General features: G+C 68.3%; 12 protein-coding genes. 8 read left to right on the top strand and 4 right to left on the bottom strand.

Annotated elements, in window-relative coordinates:
- Positions 1 to 909 precede the first annotated feature (909 nt).
- The 3 genes from JS528_RS07565 to JS528_RS07550 all read right to left on the bottom strand — a co-directional run bounded on the left by JS528_RS07565 (position 910) and on the right by JS528_RS07550 (position 4,171).
- Entirely contained in the window at positions 910 to 1,758 is an 849-nt protein-coding gene (locus JS528_RS07565; protein ID WP_338069779.1) for a gamma-glutamyl-gamma-aminobutyrate hydrolase family protein, read from the bottom strand.
- A 114-nt stretch (positions 1,759 to 1,872) separates the two neighbouring features.
- A complete protein-coding gene (locus tag JS528_RS07555) occupies positions 1,873 to 3,333 on the bottom strand; it encodes a hypothetical protein (protein ID WP_214358473.1) in 1,461 nt (486 codons plus the stop codon).
- 10 nt (positions 3,334 to 3,343) lie between these two features.
- Positions 3,344 to 4,171, bottom strand: a complete 828-nt coding sequence (locus JS528_RS07550; RefSeq protein WP_214358472.1) for a response regulator transcription factor — start codon at positions 4,169 to 4,171, stop codon at positions 3,344 to 3,346.
- Positions 4,172 to 4,530: 359 nt separating this feature from the next.
- Here JS528_RS07550 and JS528_RS07545 point away from each other — a divergent pair, with 359 nt between their 5' ends.
- Positions 4,531 to 5,454: a hypothetical protein gene (locus JS528_RS07545; RefSeq protein ID WP_214358471.1), complete on the top strand. Its 924-nt coding sequence runs from the start codon at positions 4,531 to 4,533 to the stop codon at positions 5,452 to 5,454.
- A gap of 653 nt (positions 5,455 to 6,107) precedes the next feature.
- On the opposite strand, the gene JS528_RS07540 is transcribed toward JS528_RS07545, so the two are convergent.
- A complete protein-coding gene (locus JS528_RS07540; protein ID WP_214358470.1) occupies positions 6,108 to 7,931 on the bottom strand; it encodes an AMP-dependent synthetase/ligase in 1,824 nt (607 codons plus the stop codon).
- A gap of 472 nt (positions 7,932 to 8,403) precedes the next feature.
- Here JS528_RS07540 and JS528_RS07535 point away from each other — a divergent pair, with 472 nt between their 5' ends.
- From JS528_RS07535 to JS528_RS07505, 7 genes are all read left to right on the top strand, one after another.
- Positions 8,404 to 9,873 carry a glycoside-pentoside-hexuronide (GPH):cation symporter gene (locus JS528_RS07535; protein ID WP_214358469.1) on the top strand — a complete coding sequence of 490 codons (1,470 nt, stop codon included), beginning with the start codon at positions 8,404 to 8,406 and terminating at the stop codon, positions 9,871 to 9,873.
- A 501-nt stretch (positions 9,874 to 10,374) separates the two neighbouring features.
- Positions 10,375 to 11,961: an ABC transporter substrate-binding protein gene (locus JS528_RS07530; protein WP_214358468.1), complete on the top strand. Its 1,587-nt coding sequence runs from the start codon at positions 10,375 to 10,377 to the stop codon at positions 11,959 to 11,961.
- Positions 11,962 to 12,002: 41 nt separating this feature from the next.
- Entirely contained in the window at positions 12,003 to 12,977 is a 975-nt protein-coding gene (locus JS528_RS07525; RefSeq protein ID WP_214358467.1) for an ABC transporter permease, read from the top strand.
- A 1-nt stretch (position 12,978) separates the two neighbouring features.
- Entirely contained in the window at positions 12,979 to 13,836 is an 858-nt protein-coding gene (locus JS528_RS07520) for an ABC transporter permease (RefSeq protein WP_214358466.1), read from the top strand.
- Entirely contained in the window at positions 13,833 to 15,041 is a 1,209-nt protein-coding gene (locus JS528_RS07515) for an ABC transporter ATP-binding protein (protein WP_214358465.1), read from the top strand. Before JS528_RS07520 ends, JS528_RS07515 begins: the two co-directional genes overlap by 4 nt.
- The gene (locus tag JS528_RS07510) at positions 15,038 to 16,006 is read left to right on the top strand and encodes an ABC transporter ATP-binding protein (RefSeq protein WP_214358464.1); all 969 of its coding nucleotides are present in this window, start codon (positions 15,038 to 15,040) and stop codon (positions 16,004 to 16,006) included. Before JS528_RS07515 ends, JS528_RS07510 begins: the two co-directional genes overlap by 4 nt.
- Entirely contained in the window at positions 16,003 to 17,067 is a 1,065-nt protein-coding gene (locus JS528_RS07505) for an amidohydrolase family protein (protein WP_214358463.1), read from the top strand. Before JS528_RS07510 ends, JS528_RS07505 begins: the two co-directional genes overlap by 4 nt.
- Positions 17,068 to 17,100 lie beyond the last annotated feature (33 nt).

Here is a 17,100-nt window from a genome sequence, read left to right as displayed (position 1 = left end):
AATTGTCATCGGCCCTTGATGGGCCGGTGCGCGTTATTAGCAGCGTGAGGGCCCGATTCCCCAACGGGAGTCGGGCCCTCACGTGCGTTGTGCCGGGGACATGATGCCGCGCGGGCGTTCGGCTGCAAGGTCCTGCCTACTGCAAGGTCCTGCCTATATCGGTTCGCAGGCCATGCCGCGCCATACACCACCATGCCGCCCCGGCCGTCTCGTACCACGCGCCATGCCGAGACGTGCCGCGTCATCACAACCGGCACCGATGCCTCCCGGCGAGAGATTCTCGCTGCTCGGTGGCACCAATCTCTCGCATGCACCGTTCTCAGCGAGAGATTCCTGCCACCGGGCAGCACAAAACTCTCCCGGTGCCTTCCCGGAGGTCCGTTCCCGCCATTTGGTGGCACCGATCTCTCGCTGGGGAGGTTTTCGGCGAGAGGTTCCTGCCACCGGCTGTCTTGCATCTCTTCCGGAGTCTTCCCGGAGATCCGTTCCCGCCACTTGGCGGCACCAATCTCTCGCTGGCGGGGTTCTCGGCGAGAAGTTCCTGCCAGCGGGCGGTCGATAGCTCTCGCAATGCGTCCCATGCGAGATGTCCGCGCCGTCTTGTGGCACCAATCTCTCGCTGGCGGGGTTCTTGGCGAGAGATTTCTGCCACCTGGCAGCGCGCATCTCTCCCGGTGCCTTCCCGGAGGTCCGGTTCCGCCACTTGGTGGCGCCGATCTCTCGCTGGCGGGTTCTTGGCGAGAGATTTCTGCCATCGACCGGCCCGCATCTCTCGCGGATGCCGCTTCCAGGAGAGTTTGACGCCGCCGGTTGTCCCGCATCTCTCCCGGAGTCTTCCCGGCAAGCCGTTAACGCCATCCGGCGGTCGATAGCTCCCGCGAGGGAGCCGGATGATGAGGAGGTGTGCGCCTACTCGCCCCGCGCCGCGGCCACGAACGCGTCGAAGATGGCCTGCGAGCGCGGATCCACCTTGTACAGGAACTCGGGATGCCATTGCACGGCCCACAGGAACCGGCTCGCCGGCCGCCACAGCGCTTCGATCACCCCGTCGGGGGCGGTGGCCATCACGCGCAGTCCCGGCGCGAGTTCACGCACGGCCTGATGGTGGTAGCTGTTCACCGCGATCTCGCGCCGTCCCGTGAACAGTCCGGCCAACGGCGTGCCGGGTGTCAGCGTCACGGTGTGCCCGAACGCGTCGTACGGCGGGTTCATGTGGTGCTCGACCCCACTGGGATGCTCGGTGGGCAGGTCCTGCCACAATGTGCCGCCCAGATACCGGTTGATGAACTGGATGCCGCGGCAGATGCCGAGAATCGGCTTGTCCAGCCGCATCACGGCCGGCAGCAGCCGCGATTCCATCCGGTCGCGTTCGGGGGAGAGCGCCTCGCTGCGCCCGGTCGCATCGTCGCCCGCGTCATCATCCGCGCCGTTGGGCGTGTGGCCGTTCGCGCCGTTGGACGTGCGGTCGTCTGCGTGGGTAGCCCCGTTCCCGCCGTCCGCCGGTTCGCCGGTGTCGACGGCGCCGGCTCCGGCATCGTCGCCCACCGACGGCCCCACATCCGGACCGCCCGTGAACAGGAACGCGTCGAACCGTTCGGCGCACTGCTCCATCGCGTCCGCATCATCGGTCAGCGGCAGCATCACCGGCGTGCCGCCCGCGCGCAGCACCGCGTCCATGTATCCGGGCAGCATCCACAGGCTGTCCCGTCCGTAGTCCATCAGCGGCGTCACCGCGATCATCGGCCGATCGGTCATCACGTACCTCCGTTTCCGTCGTCCTGCAGGCGGGCGGCAATGCGACCCGCGCGATGCCGCCACTCTACCGGACCGATGTAAACCCGGGCCGGTGCGCACCCGGGCCGCTGCACGCCGTCATGTCAGGGGAAGTCTGAGCAGGACGGTCCAAGCTCCGTCGTCCCCGGATACGGCGTACTCGCCGCCGAGATCGGCCGCGGTCCGGCGGCAGCGGTCGAGTCCGGTGCCGCCGCCCATCAGCGGGGAAGAGGACGCGGTATCCGCACCGGTATTCGCCGCGGTTTGTGCCGTGCCGGCCCCGTCGCCCGCATGTGTGTCGTCTGGGCGTACGCCGTTGGACTCCGACACCGTGGCGAGTCCCGGGGCGAGCGTGATGGCGATGCAGTAGCCGGCCTCCGGATCCGCGTATTTCATCATGTTGCCGACGATCTCGTGCAGGATCTCGAGCAGGACGTCCCGCCGTTCGACTGTGCAGGTCACGGATCGTTCGCCGCCGATGATGGTTTCGCCGTCGAGTCCGATCGCATGCAGGCGCTCGTCGAAGGACTCGCCCAAGGCGCGCAATTCGTCCGCCGTGACGGAGGTGAGACGCAGGTCACGGGGTTTCGCCGATGACGGTCCGGCTTGCGTCGGAGCCGTCGTGGGGCGTGGTGCGGTGACGTTTCCGGAGGCGGATTCCGGCCCCGAGGCGACTTCGACTGCGTCCTCGAGCGTGGTCCCGGTCATGGTCCCGTGGGCGTACACGGCATCGGCGGATCCGGATGAGTCGGTGGTGCCGGTCTGTCGATCCAGGCCCGCAATCAGGGCACGCACCTTGGCCAACGACTCGGACGCGGTCCGTTCGATGAGCGCCACGGTCCGTGCGTCGATCGTCGCGTCATCGGGGATCCCGCGATCCGGCTCATCGGCGATGTCCGTCGTAGTGCCAGTGCCCCGGGAAGTGGACGCGCGGGAGGCGGAATCGCGGGGAATCGGGGTGCGGAAGTCGGGACGTTTCTCATCCGATGCCAGCTGCCGCGCGAGCAGCAGGATCGTGGCCAGATCGTTGGCGACCGAATGATGCAGCTGGGTCGCGAGCCGCTGATCGGCCAGCCGGCGCAGCAACCCGGCCCGCTCGCGCTCCTCGGTCTCACGGCGTTCCTGGCGGTCCATCATCGAACCGAGCCACAGTGCGAGCAGCAGGAACGCGGCGGTCGCGCACAGCATCGTGAACGTCGACGAATCCCACGGATAGAGCGGGATGCGGGCCGCGGTCGCCGTCTCGGCGACGATTGCGGCGGGCAGGGCAATGCGCATGTCCCGATACGCCATGACCGTCACGGCCATGAGCAGACAGAACAGCACCGACAGCGGCGTGGTGCCGGGCATCACGCATCGCGCGACCCACAACGCGACGATCGCCCACGCGCCGATGCGTGGCAGCAGCGCCATGAGCAGACAACACGTCACCGACAGCAGGAAGCACAGCAGCGTCGTGTCATCCGCCTCGCCGGTGTGATGCAGATACACGGTTTCGACCGTCACCGGCAGCGACGAGCAGGCGAGCAGCATGCGTGTGCGCCAATCCGACAGCAACATGGTCCCATCCTCACATCCGCAGGTACCGGCGGCACAGGGCCACCGCCTCGTCGCGGTCGCGCGCGTGGAGCTTGTCGCGTACGCGGGCGACCTGCGAGAAGATCGTGCCCTTCGAGATGCCGAGCGTCGCGGCGATCTCGTCGGTCGACCGTCCGTCCGCGTACAGGCGCATGATGGCCGCCTGCCCCGGCGACAACGCGAACGAGCGTGCCGGCGTCGCGGCGTCCGCGCGCGGGGTGGATGAGGGTGCGTACGATGACGCAGAAGATACGGAAGGTATGACGCCGGCATCATCGTGACCGTTGTGACGGGAAATCGGACCACGAGACGCGGTGATGGGAATCGGATCGCGGGGCGTCGCGGCCTGATGGGGAAGAGGCGCGCGAGTCTCGGCCCCGGAATCGTCGGTTCCGGGTTCGATCGCGGCCTCGCGGATCGCCGCGACAAGTCCGTCGAAATCGTCCTTGGGAATCACCGTCGTCGCGCCGGCGGTAATGGCGGCGTCGCGGTAGACGGCCGGATCGTAGGCGGTCATGCCGATCATCGGCAGGGTCGGCGTCCACCGGCGCACCGCGCGGCACACGTCGACGCCGGTCATGTCGGTCAGGGCCATGTCGACCAGCAGCACGTCCGGCCGGTCGCGCTCGCGGATGCAGCGCTGGATCGCGGCCGCGCCCAGCTGCGCGGTCCAGGGGATCGTGAATCCGGCGTGCGTCAGCAGTGACGACAACGCCAGCAGCGCCATGCGGTCGTTGTCGACCAGCGCGATGACGGGGCGTCGAGGCTGCCCGGTGCGATGCGCCGCGGCGCGCCCCGAATCCGTTCCAGTAAGACTCATGAGGCCAGTGTAGGGGCGCGGGGGAGCGTCGCGTGAACCGATGTCATGCGGCGCATGTCGCGCGCTGGCGCGGAGCGGGTCTCGGGTCATAATCTGAAATCACTACGAACCGGATGAGGGACATGGTCCCTGGCTCGTTCCGTTGAGGAACCGGGGACGGTGTCTCCGTTCCGGCAAGGATGGTCCCGTCGGGTTCCTCGCCGAGAGGAACCGTCATGCGGGTCATGTCCGGGGAGAAAGCCGGGTTCGACGATTGACTGTCGGGCTTCGCCGCCGGTCCCTCTCCGGGAGGGGCGCCCCGCCGGACTATACGGTGGAGTGCGGGGTCGTAACGACGTCATCGGAAAGGAGTGATCGCGATGAACGGGAGGATGCGGATGCCGGGTGCCCGGTGGTTCGATGCGCGGGTCGATGGACGTTCGAACGATCGGTCGGACGACGGACTGCGGAACGGGTCGTCGGGCATCGGGGTGCGTAATGACGACCGGCGGGTCGGCGCGGCCTGGCCGACTCCCGCACGGCCGACATGGTGGTGGCTGCTCGCCGCGTTCCTCGCGTTCGCGGTGATCGTGACCGGCGCGTTCGTCTGGCAGCGCGCCACGCGCATGACCGCGCAGAGAATCTACGGCGAACTGGTCGCGCTCGACCCGTCCGTCACCGCCGACCAGCTCAAGGACAGGGGATACGTCTACGGCGGCGAGGCCGTGGAGGGCTGGGCCGGAGTCGACGATGACGCCTACCCGTGGTATCTCTACGGCGAATCCGGCGGCAACGAGAGGATCGACAAGTTCATCGCCGACGTGAAGGCCGGGCGCGAGTCGGTGCTGAAACTGTACGTCAGGGGCGTGGGGCCGTACCGCACCCTGCAGGACGGGTCTGCTGACGATGGCGCTGCCGGAGGCGGGACGACCGCCGATGGAGCCTCGGTGTCGGGTACCCCGGGCGTATCGGTGCGCGTGCTATGGTACGACCCCGATGCGGACGCGACGTGGGCCGAGAAGCCGAGCGGCGCCGAACCGGCGATTATCCACCACGACGGCAAGGGCCAGATCCGCGAATGGTGGTGGCGCGACGGCGAGGTCGTCACCTCCGACAAGCGGTTCTCGCGCGGCATCGGGCGGGACGACTCACTCGGCGCGACCTATGTGCTCAGGCATCAGCCGCAGGTGCCGCAAAACGCGAAGGCGTCCGACGGCACAACGGCGAAGTCCAAGACCAAGCCCGACACCACCGTCATCGTCAGGCGCGACGAGGTGCTCTACTCGTACGGCGCGCCGCGGTGACGATGCGGCTCGTGTGATGTGGACTACCGGGCTGCAACTTGCGCGAGTGTGGCACCGCATGTGGTACTCAACGGATATTCGGGCGATTTTCGTGCTGAGTACCACGCCGGAAATCATGAGCAATATTGACGTGTTGTCAAAATGTTGATTTTCCAACGTTTTGACAACACGTCAAATCCGTGTGCGAGGTGATTCGCGCGGCGAGCGTGGTACTCAGCATAAAAATCGAGGCGAATGACGTTAAGTACCACGAAATTGCGGTACTCAGCAGATGGATGGCTGTATTTCGTGCTGAGTACCACGAGTGGGGTACTCAGCACGGGAATGGCCGTGATCCGCACTGAGTGCCACGGACCGCGATGGCGCCCGCCAACTTCCGACGCCGCGGACGACAATCCGACCCCGGACCATGCCGAGCCGGCCCGCACCGACGTCCGCCGGCGTGCGACCATCGAGACCGGGATTCGAACCGGCTCCCTGAGGGAATGGGGTGCGGCCCGAATGTGTGTGATGGTCGTCGCCATCGGCGGCGTCGCCGGGATCAATGGTGGTCCCGGCGGTCGCGCACGTGCAGCCACCCGCATCTCTCGCATGGCGCGCTTCCACGCCCGACTCCGGCGGCCCCGCGCACGTGTGGCCGCCGGACCCGCGCCTCAGCGCTTGCCGGCGTAGAGGTCGTGTTCGATGACGTCGGCGAAGACGCGGTTGACGGCCGGGCGCACGACCTTGAGGGACGGCGTCAGGCACTTGTTCTCCTGCGTCAGCTGCGTGTCGAGGACGACGAACTTGCGCACGGACTCGGCGCGCGAGACCGTCGCGTTCGCGCGATCGACGTACTGCTGGATCTCGTCGTGCACCGCCGCGTTCGTCGCGAGTCGGTCCACCGGCGTGTCGATGGACAGGCCGTGTGCCGGCAGCCACAGCGCCAGCGCCTCCGGGTCGAGCGTCACCAGCGCGCCGATGAACGGACGCTGATCGCCGACCACGACTGCGTGCTCGACGATCGGGCACTTGGCGATCTCCTCCTCGAGCGGGATCGGGGAGACGTTCTTGCCGCCGGCGGTGATGATGATGTCCTTCTTGCGGCCGGTGATCGTGATGCGGCCCTCGTCGTCGATCGACGCGAGGTCGCCGGTCCTGAGCCATCCATCCTCGGTGAACGCCTCGGCGGTCTTCTCGGGCAGGTTGTGGTAGCCGCGGAACACGTTCGGGCCCTTGACCTGCAGCTCGCCGTCCTCCGCGATGCGCACGGACGAGCCCGGCGCGGGCTGGCCGACCGTGCCGATCACGTTGTCGCTCACGCGCGTGGCGGCGAACGGCGCGGCGGTCTCCGTCATGCCGTAGCCCTGGATCATCGGCAGGCCGATGCCGTTGTAGAAGTGCGCGAGGTCGAGCGACAGGGGAGCACCGCCGCACGCGACGTACTTGATGCGCGGGCCCAAAGCGCCGCGCACGGTGCGGTAGACGAGCGTCTCGTACTTCGCGTGCTCGGCGATCTCGCCCAGCGTGTGCTTCTCGCCGGCCTGCTCCTTCCTGCTCCACGCGATCGCGGCCTCGGCCGCGCGCACGAACAGGCGGCCCTTCCAGCCGGAGCCCGCGCGATGCGAGGCCGCGTTGTACACCTTCTCGAACACGCGCGGCACGCCCAGCAGGTACGTCGGCTCGAACGAGCGCAGGTCGGGCAGCAGGGACTTCGTGTCCGGCAGGTAGCCGACCACGCCGTCGTCGGAGGCGATCGACGCGTACTGGATGAAGCGCGCGAAGCAGTGGGCGAGCGGCAGGAACAGCAGCAGACGCGGGTGGTCGTCGAGGATCATCTCGTGCAGCGCCTCGCTCGCGGCGATGGTGATCGACACGAAGTTGCGGTGCGTGAGCTCCACGCCCTTCGGCGCGCCCGTCGAACCGGACGTGTAGACGATGGTCGCGAGGTCGTCGACGTGGACCGACGCGATGCGCTCGTCGAGCTCCTCGTCCGAGACCGTCACGCCGAGGCCCTCGAGTGCGCCCAGCGCGTTGCCCTCGATCATGAGGATCTGCTTCAGGGCCGGGCAGTGGTCCTTGACCGAGTCGAGGCGGTCGAAGCGCGTGCGGTCGTCGGCGAACGCGAGCTTGACGTCGGCGTCGTTCATGATGCGCTGCGCCTGCGCGGCGGAGTCGGTGTCGTAGATCGGCACGCTGACCGCGCCGATCGCGGCGATCGCGAAGTCGAGCACGCCCCACTCGAGGCGGGTGGAGGAGAAGATCGTCACCGCGTCGCCCTTGCCGATGCCCAGGGCGATCAGGCCGCGCGCGGCGGAGACGACCATGCGGTGGAACTCGCCGGTGGTGACGTTCTGCCAGCGGCCCGGGCCGAGCTTCTTCTCGGCGACGACCGTGTCCTCGCCGGTGCGGGCGATGCGCGAGGTGAGCAGGGAGTAGATGGTCTGGTCGTCCTTGAGTTCGATGGACGATCCGGGGGTGGTGTATTCGGTGAGCATGCTGTGTTCCGCGTTCCTTACATGGCTTGACATGACTTGCGTGACGTGTGCGACGGCCGTTTCGCGCGGTCGGGCGATCGCGCGGCCTCGCCCGGCGCGGCGCTTCCCGCGCCCGCCGTTGACGATTCCGGCCATTCTGTTAGGCGACGTTACGCGTCCGTAGGTTCGCGCGTATTGTGCGCAATGCCACAAGCCCGGGGCGCGCTTTTGTATATGCCCACAACCCGGCGGCGTCTATAACGATTCGGCAACGCGAAGATAACGATTCCGCAACGATTCGGCGTGTCCGGATGTTAGCGCTCTCATCCGGAGTATGCTTATCCGCGGTTCGGGTGATCGAAACTTATCGAATATATGCATTTCATGATGCGTTATGTTCGCTCATGAATGTTATATCGATAATCTTTTCGATAAAACAGCCGCCCGAAGGAACAACACAGACCCAAGGTCAGACATCACGAGAGGAAGAAACATGTCTGCTACCGCTACCGAGCGCACGACCGGATTCGCCCCGGCCGGCCTCAAGACCGCAACAGCGACGGCATCCGGGGAGAAGGCCTTCGACGGCGTCCTGCCCCTCAAGGAGAAGGTCTCCTACCTGAGCACCGACATGGCGGGCAACCTGCTGTACTCGTCGCTCGGCACCTACATCATGTTCTTCTACACCGACGTCTTCGGCATCACCGCCGCGGCCGCCGGCTGGATCCTGCTCGTCGCCCGCATCGGCGACTGCATCTCCGCCCCGGTGTGGGGCTCGATCGTCGACCACACGAAGACCAAGTGGGGCCAGTCCCGCCCGTTCTTCCTGTGGATGGCCGTGCCGTTCGCCATCACCGTGTTCCTCGCGTTCACCGCCCCCGACCTGTCCCCGACGGGCAAGGTCATCTACGCGACCGTCACGTACATCCTCGCCGCCGGCCTCGTCTACACCGGCATCCAGACGCCGATCACCGCGATCCTGTCCAACCTCACCCCGGATCCGGCCGAGCGTGTCAAGGCCAACACCTTCCGCCTCTCCGGCGGCCTGTTCGGCACCTTCATCACCGCCGTGTGCACCATCCCGCTGGTCAACTGGGCCGGCAAGGCCATCACCGGCGAGGCCAACCAGAAGGTCGGCTTCATGGTCACCTTCGCCCTCTACGGCGTGATCGCCGTCGCCCTGCTGTGGTTCGCGTTCCGCAACATCCGCGAGCACAACTACGACCCGAAGACCCAGAACCCGCTGCCGTTCAGGGAGAGCCTGCACGTCATCAAGGGCAACTGGCCGTGGATCACCCTGATCATCGCGTTCGTCATCTTCTGGATCGCGCAGGAGGACCGCATGTCCGTGGCCGTGTACTACGCGAAGTACAACCTGAACGACGAGAACCTCGCCACCGTGCTCAACGGCATGCAGATCCTCGGCCTCGTGACCACCTTCCTCATCCCGCTCATCTCCAAGCGCCTCGGCAGGGCCGGCAAGACCGACACGATGATCCTCGGCATGGCCATGTCCATCATCGGCCAGCTGCTCCTGCTCACCGCCTCCGACAACTTCGCCCTGTTCGTCGCCTTCTGGGCCATCTCCATCCTCGGCGCGGCCATGGCCCTCGCCATGCCGTTCGCGATGCTGGCCGACACCGTCGACTACGGCGAGTGGAAGAACGGCATCCGCGCGGCCGGCCTGCTGTCCGCCGTCGGCGCCTCCTTCTGCATCCAGTTCGGCTCCGGCCTGGGCAACCTGATCCCGTCCAAGATCATGGCCGCCGCCGGCTACGTCGCCAACGCGCAGCAGACCCCTCAGGCCCTCAACGCCATCCAGTTCTGCTTCATCTGGCTGCCGGTCATCGTCTACGCGATCTGCATCTTCATCATGCTCTTCTACCGCAGGTTCGAGAAGAACGAGCCCGCCATCCGCGCCGAGCTCGCCAAGCGCCGCGCCATCGCGGACGCCGCCGTCTGAGCGGCAGTCCTGAGCGGCTGTCTTGGTCGTCCCACCTGCGAGCCCCGCCCATACCCGCCAACCGGCAAACCAAACGTCCGATTCTATAGGACCGGACGTTTCCGGTTGCTCCAGGTCCCCGTTCCCGTCCGATCCTATAGGAACGGACGTTTCTCGCCGCTCCAGGTCCCCGTTTTCGTCCGATTCTATAGGATCAGACGTTTCCGGCCTCTTCGAAGGGGGCCATTACGTCCGTTCCTATAGGATCGGACGTTTCCGGCCGCGCTAGGTCCCCGTTTCGTCCATTCCTATAGGATCGGACGCGTGGGACGACGCGAGTGGGGTGCCGGAATGGTGCGGGCCCGTTGCGGGGTCCGCCTCGGATCCGGCACGGGCCGCTATAACCCGCTAGAAACAACGCCTATCGCGTCGCGATTGCACCGCGGCGAGATGGGCGTTTACCATTACGTGTGATCATTCGCGTCGAACGACGTCGAACACAAAGAGGAAGAAAACAGCATCATGACAACGAAGAACCTGAAGAAGGGACTGCGCGGCGCGCTCGCGGCCGGAATCGCCGCCGTGCTCGCGCTCTCGCTCGCTGCCTGCTCGCAGACCGGCGGCCAGACCACCTCCGCCACCGGCGAATCCGGTGCGAACGGACAGAGCCAGACCACGTTCACCTACGCGCGCTCCGCCGCCGTGACCTCGTTCAACCTGTGGACCGAGATCACCTCGAACAACGCGTTCGCCATCGACAAGGTCTTCGAGCCGCTCGTCAGCTTCGACAAGGACGGCAAGATCATCGACTGGCTCGCCAAGTCCCACAAGATCTCCGACGACGGCCTGACCTACACGTTCACGCTGCGCGACGGACTCAAGTTCTCCGACGGCACCGACGTGACCGCCGCCGACGCCGTCTTCTCCATCAAGCAGCACCAGGCCGAGAAGGACGCCGCCCTGCCGCTCACGGCCGACATCGCCTCCGTCGACGCGCCCGACGACAAGACCGTCGAGATCAAGCTCAACAGCGCCTACACGCCGCTGCTCGCCGAGCTCGCCAACTTCTCCAACGGCATCGTGCCCAAGGACTTCGGCGGCAAGAGCGAATCCGCCTTCTTCAAGAACCCGGTCGGCACCGGCCCGTTCGTCGTCTCGAAGTGGGACAAGTCCGGCGACCTCACGTTCGCGAAGAACAAGAACTACTGGCAGCAGGGCAAGCCGGGCATCGACAAGCTCGTCTACAAGGTCGTCGAGGACGGCACCCAGGCCGTCAACCAGCTCAAGACCGGCGAGGTCGACGGCATCGAGAGCCCCGCGCTCGAGAACATCGACGAGCTCGCCGACGGCGCCGACACCAAGATCGAGACCACCGGCAGCTGGGTCACCGACGAGCTCTTCTTCAACACCGCCGACGAGCACTTCTCCGACGTGCACGTGCGCCGCGCGCTCGCCTACGCACTCAACCGCGACGACGTGACCAAGGCCGTCACCTTCGGCCACGCGGTCACCGCGAACACCGTCCTGCCCAAGGCCATCCGCTACAGCACGCAGGACTCCATCAAGCCGCTCAACAACGACCAGGCCAAGGCCAAGAGCGAGCTCGAGCAGTCGAAGTACCCGCAGGGCTTCAGCGCGAAGATCCTCGTGCCCTCCGGCAACAACGCCTACCAGCAGACCGCGCAGCTGCTGCAGTCCGCCGCCGCCAAGATCGGCGTCAAGCTCGACATCGACTCGGTCGACATGGCGACATTCCGTTCCCGCTTCAAGGCGTTCGACTATCAGATCATGATCAACTCCGCGCAGGCCGACTACCCGGACGCCGACTCGATCATCGACTTCCAGGCCGACCCCGACGGCTTCAGCAAGTCCTACTGGACCAGCTACTCCAACGACGAGGTCACCAAGGAGCTCAAGCAGGCGCAGGTCACGCCCGACGGCGACGAGCGCGCCGCCCTGTACGAGAAGATCCAGCAGACCCTGGCCGACGAGGTCCCGTACATCCCGCTGTACTCCTCCGACATCGTCAAGGCCGTGCGCAAGAACGTGAACGGCCTCGAGGTCCTGCCGAACGACTCCGTGCGCTTCCAGGACGTCACGCTCGGCTGATCCCGGTCGCGCATCCGGTCGTACGTCGTACAATGACCTCCATGACCAAACCACGCTACGCCGCCCTCGCCAGATGGCTGGGCGGCGTCGTCGTACACGCCGCGCTCGTCCTCGCGCTCGTCACCGTCGGCGTGTTCCTCATCGTCCGCCTCGTGCCCGGTGACCCCGCGCAGATGGTCCTCGGACTCAAGGCAAGCCCCGCGCAGATCGCCGATATGCGCCATCGGCTCGGCATTGACCAGCCGATCGGACGCCAGTTCACGTCGTTCGTCACGACGCTCCTGACCACCGGCGACACCGGCGAGTCGATCGCCTATCACGTCTCGTCGCGCGCGCTCGTCCTCGACCGTCTGCCCGTCTCGCTGTGGCTGGTCGGCTGCTCGGCCGCGCTCGTCGTCGCGATCTCGCTGCCGCTGGCGATGACCGCCGCGCTCCATCGCGGCTCGTGGATCGACCAGCTCGTGCGCATCGTGCCGACCGTCACCCTCGGCATGCCCGAGTTCTGGGTCGGACTCGTGCTCGTGCTCGTCCTCGCCGTGACCCTGCGGATCTTCCCGGTCGGCGGCACGCAGCCCGGCATCGACGGCATGCTCTACTCGATGGCCCTGCCGAGCCTCACGATCGCGCTCGCGCAGACCCCGTTCATCGTGCGATCCCTGCGCACGCGCATCCTCGAGGTGCTCGGCGCCGACTTCGTCACGACCCTGCGCGCCGCCGGACTGTCCCGCCGCGCGATCCGCCGGCACGTCATGCGCAACGCGCTGCTGCCCGCCCTGCAGCTGTACGGCATGAAGGTCTCGTTCCTCATCGGCGGCACGCTCGTCGTCGAGCAGGTCTTCGGACTGCGCGGCGTCGGCACGCTCCTGTTCGCCGCGATCACCGCGCGCGACTTCCCGCTCATCCAGGCCGTCGCGATGTACTGCGCGATCGGCGTCGTCCTCGTCTCCACGCTCGTGCGCGTGGCGGGCGGACTCATCGACTACCGCGTGCGCGAGGGCCGCGGGGGAGAGGAGTGAGATGACGACCCGTACCGCATCATCCGCATCATCCGCCGTTCCTGCCCGCGACCGGGCCGGCCGTCCGCCCCGCACCCTCGTCGCGGGCCTCGTCCTGCTCGCGCTCATCGTGCTCGCGGTCGCGCTCATCCCGATCCTCTCGCCCTACGACCCCATCGCCGAGGACATCGCCGCGATGCTGCAGCCGCCGTCCCCCGTCCACCCGTTCGGCACCGACCAGCTCGGCCGCGACATCCTCACGCGCGTCGCCGCCGCCGGACGCATCGACCTCGCGCTCATGGTCGGCGTCGAGGCCGCGCCGTTCGTCATCGGCACCGCCGCCGGACTCGTCGCCGGCTTCTACGGCGGATGGCCCGACCGCGTGATCACGCTCCTATCCGACGCGCTCATCGCGTTCCCGTTCTACCTGCTCGTCGCCGTCGTCGCGTTCGTGACCGGCACCGGCATGAAGGGCATCTTCCTGACGTTCCTCATCATGGGATGGATCATCTTCGCGCGCACCGTCAAGGGAGCGACCGCCTCGCTCGCGAGCGCCGAATGGGTCGAGTCCGCGCGCGTCATGGGCTTCTCCGACTGGTCCATCCTGACCCGTCAGATGCTGCCGAACGTGCTCTCGCAGGCCGTGGCCGTGCTCGTGAGCGACATGGTCGCCCTGCTCGTCGCGATCGTCACGCTCGGCTATCTGGGCCTCGGCATCGCCCCGCCCACTCCCGACTGGGGCACGATGATCGCCGACGGTCAGTCGTTCCTCGCCACCCGCTGGTGGGTGTCGACCCTGCCCGGATGCGCGGTCGTGCTCGTCGGCATCGCGCTCGCCCTGATCGGCGACGGCCTCAACGACGCAAGGAGGGACGCATGATCGATCCGTTCGTTTCGCCGGTTCCGGGCATCCCGGGCGCCCCGGCCCGTTCGACGGACGCGATCCCGGACCTCTCCGGAACCCGCGGCGTTCGACCCGAGCCGGCGGACGCTTTCCCGATCATCCGCGTGCGCGACCTGCGCGTCACGGCCGAGGCGACCGGCGCTCCGCTCGTCGACGGCGTCTCGTTCGACGTCTCCCGCGGCGAGACCGTCGGCATCGTCGGCGAATCCGGCTCCGGCAAGAGCCTGACCCTGCGCGCGATCTTGGGCCTGCCGCCCGACGGCGTGCGCGTCGCCGCCCCCGGCGCGATCACCCTGACGGGGGCGCCCCGGCTCGCGATGATCTTCCAGGATCCGGTCGCCTCGCTCGACCCGCTGTGCGGCGTCGTGAAACAGGTCGCCGAGGTCATGCGCGCCAACGGCACGGTCGATTGGTTCGCCTCCCGGACGGACGGTTCGTCGCGTCCGGCGTCCGGCGCATCAGGCGTCCGTCCGTCGTCCGATGAATCGGCCAATGGCCGCGACGCGCGCCCGTCGTCCGACGTCGACGACGCCCGCCCCGACATCCTCGGCCTGCGCGCCCGGCGCGAGTCCCGCCGCGCGGCCGCCGACCTGCTTGTTTCGCTCGGCCTGCCCGCCTCGCTGCGCGACCGCGACCGCTACCCGGGCCAGCTCTCCGGCGGCCAATGCCAGCGCGTCGGCATCGCGATCGCGCTCGCCGTGCGCCCCGACATCCTCCTGTGCGACGAGCCGACCACCGCGCTCGACGTAACCGTCCAACGCCAGATCCTCGACCTGCTCGCGGACCTGCGCGCCCGGCTCGGACTCACCATGCTGTTCGTCACCCACAACCTCGGCGTCGCCGCGCACCTGTGCGACCGGCTCGTCGTCATGCGCCACGGCCGCGTCGTCGAGACCGGCCCGACCGCGCGCGTCCTCGCCGACCCGCACGACGCGTACACCAAGCGACTCATCGACGCGATCCTGCCCATCCCGGGCGTCGCCGCGGAACCATCCGCGCAATCGGCCGGGGAGGCGGTCCCCTCCGCCGTGCACGCCCCGGCCGGACGGCCGTCGTCCGACCCCCGGCTCGACGGTCGTTCGCCTGACGACCCCCGGTCCGACGGCTCTCAGTCCGAAGACCGTCGGACCGTTGACCCCCGGCCCGACGCCGGCCGAACCATCGACAGGGAGGCGCGATGATCGACGAACCCACCCCCATCCTCGAACTGCGCCACATCACCGTGCGCTACGGCGACTTCACCGCCGTCGACGACGTCTCGCTCGCCCTGCCCAAGGGCGTCGCGCTCGGCATCGTCGGCGAATCCGGCGCCGGTAAGTCGACCCTCGCCCGCGTCGCCGCCGGACTTATCGCCCCGACCGCGCCCGGCACGGGGTCGGCCCGGCCCGGCACGGGTTCGGGCTACCGCGGCATGGGCTCGGATCGCCACGGCGTGGGTCCGGACCGCGACCCCGCGCCCCGCGCCGAGATCCTGCTCGACGGCATGCCGATCGCGCCGATCCGCCGCACGCGAGCCCAGCGCCGGCGCATCCAGATGGTCTTCCAGAACCCCGACTCCTCGCTCAACCCGAGCCACACCGTCCGACGCATCCTCGCCGAGGGCATGCTCCTGCACGGCACGCTCGGCCCGCATCCTTCGCACGAACGCGTCGACGCGCGCTGCCGCGAGCTCCTGCACATGGTCGGGCTGGGGGAGTCCGACGGGCTCGGAACCGCGGTCGCGGCCGGCTTCGGACTCGGCCCCGCCGACCTCGCGCCCCGAGCCGACCTCGACGACATCCTCGACCGCCGTCCGCACGCGTTCTCCGGCGGCCAACGCCAGCGCATCGCCATCGCCCGCGCGCTCGCCGTCGAACCGGACGTGCTCATCGCCGACGAGCCGACCAGCGCGCTCGACGTGTCGGTCCAGCGCGACGTCCTCGACCTGCTCGCCACGCTGCGCCGCACGCGCGGGCTCACGCTCATGCTCATCACCCACGACCTCGGCGTCGTGAACGAGATCTGCGACGAGGTCGCCGTCATGCGCGGCGGCGAGATCGTCGCCAACGGCCCGGCCGCGACGTTCTTCCACAGCCCGCTCGCCGGCTACTCCGGCGAACTCCTCGACGCCGCCCGGTCCGTCGCCCTGCCCGGAGGTGCGGCATGATCTGGCGATCGCCCGGCCTGATCGACGCGCACGCGCACATCTCCTGGACCGACTTCGACGCCGCCGACCGCGGGCGCCGCACGCCCGAGGACACCGTGCGGCTCATCGCCGAACAGGCCCGGCTCATGCGCGCGTGCGGCTTCACCGCGATGCGCGACGCCGGCGGCGCGAGCGACCCGTCACGCATTCCGGGCCTGACCGTCGTCGGCTGCGCCGCGATGATCGGCGCCGCCGAGGCGCGGGACCGGGCCTCGCTCGATGCGACTCTTTCCGCGCTCTCCGTCGGCACCAGACCGGCGCTCTCCGTCGGCACCAGACCGGCCGCCGCTCCGTCGTCGGCCCGACCGTCGTCCATGGGCGACCCGTCCGCGTTGACACTCGGCACCCGGCCGCCCGCCGCCCCATGGGTCAAGCTGTTCCTCACCGGCGGCATGGGCGCGCCGCCCGAACACGTGCTCGACCCGCTCATGACGCGCGAGACCATCCGCGCGATCATCGCCCGCATCCACGCCTCCGGCCGCCGGGCCATGGCGCACGTGTGGGGCGGTTCGGCGCTCGACTGGGCCATCGACGCGGGCGTCGACACCGTCGAGCACGGCGTGTACCTGACCGGCGCGCAGGCCGAGCGCCTCGCCGCCGCGCGCATCCCGCTCGTCCCCACGGTCAACATCTACCGCATCCTCGCCGACCGCGCCCAGGCCGGCCCCGGCGGACTCGACGTGCCCGCGGTCGTCTCCGAGCGCGCCGCCCGGGCCGCCGACGCGCACCCGCGCGCGGTCGCCCTCGCCCGCGACGCCGGCGTGACGATCGGCGTCGGCACCGACTACTGCACGCCGTACCTGTTCGGACGCAACCTCGAGGAGCTCGACGCGCTCGAATCCTGCGGACTGACCCGCGCCGAGACCTGGCGCGCCGCGACCGAGACCAACGCGCGCATCATCGGCCTCGACGGCCCCGCGCCCGAGGTCGCGTTCGCCGCGGACCCGATACGCGTGCCCCACGTCGCCGACCTCGCGCGCAGGGGCGTCTCTGCGCGCGAGATCGGCGTCTCTGGCGTGTGAGCCGCCTTTCGACTACGGTTGGAAAGGTTCTGA

It is taken from the genome of Bifidobacterium santillanense (genome assembly GCF_018555385.1).
Classification (GTDB): domain Bacteria; phylum Actinomycetota; class Actinomycetes; order Actinomycetales; family Bifidobacteriaceae; genus Bifidobacterium; species Bifidobacterium santillanense.
This window is presented reverse-complemented; position numbering and strand designations above follow the sequence as displayed.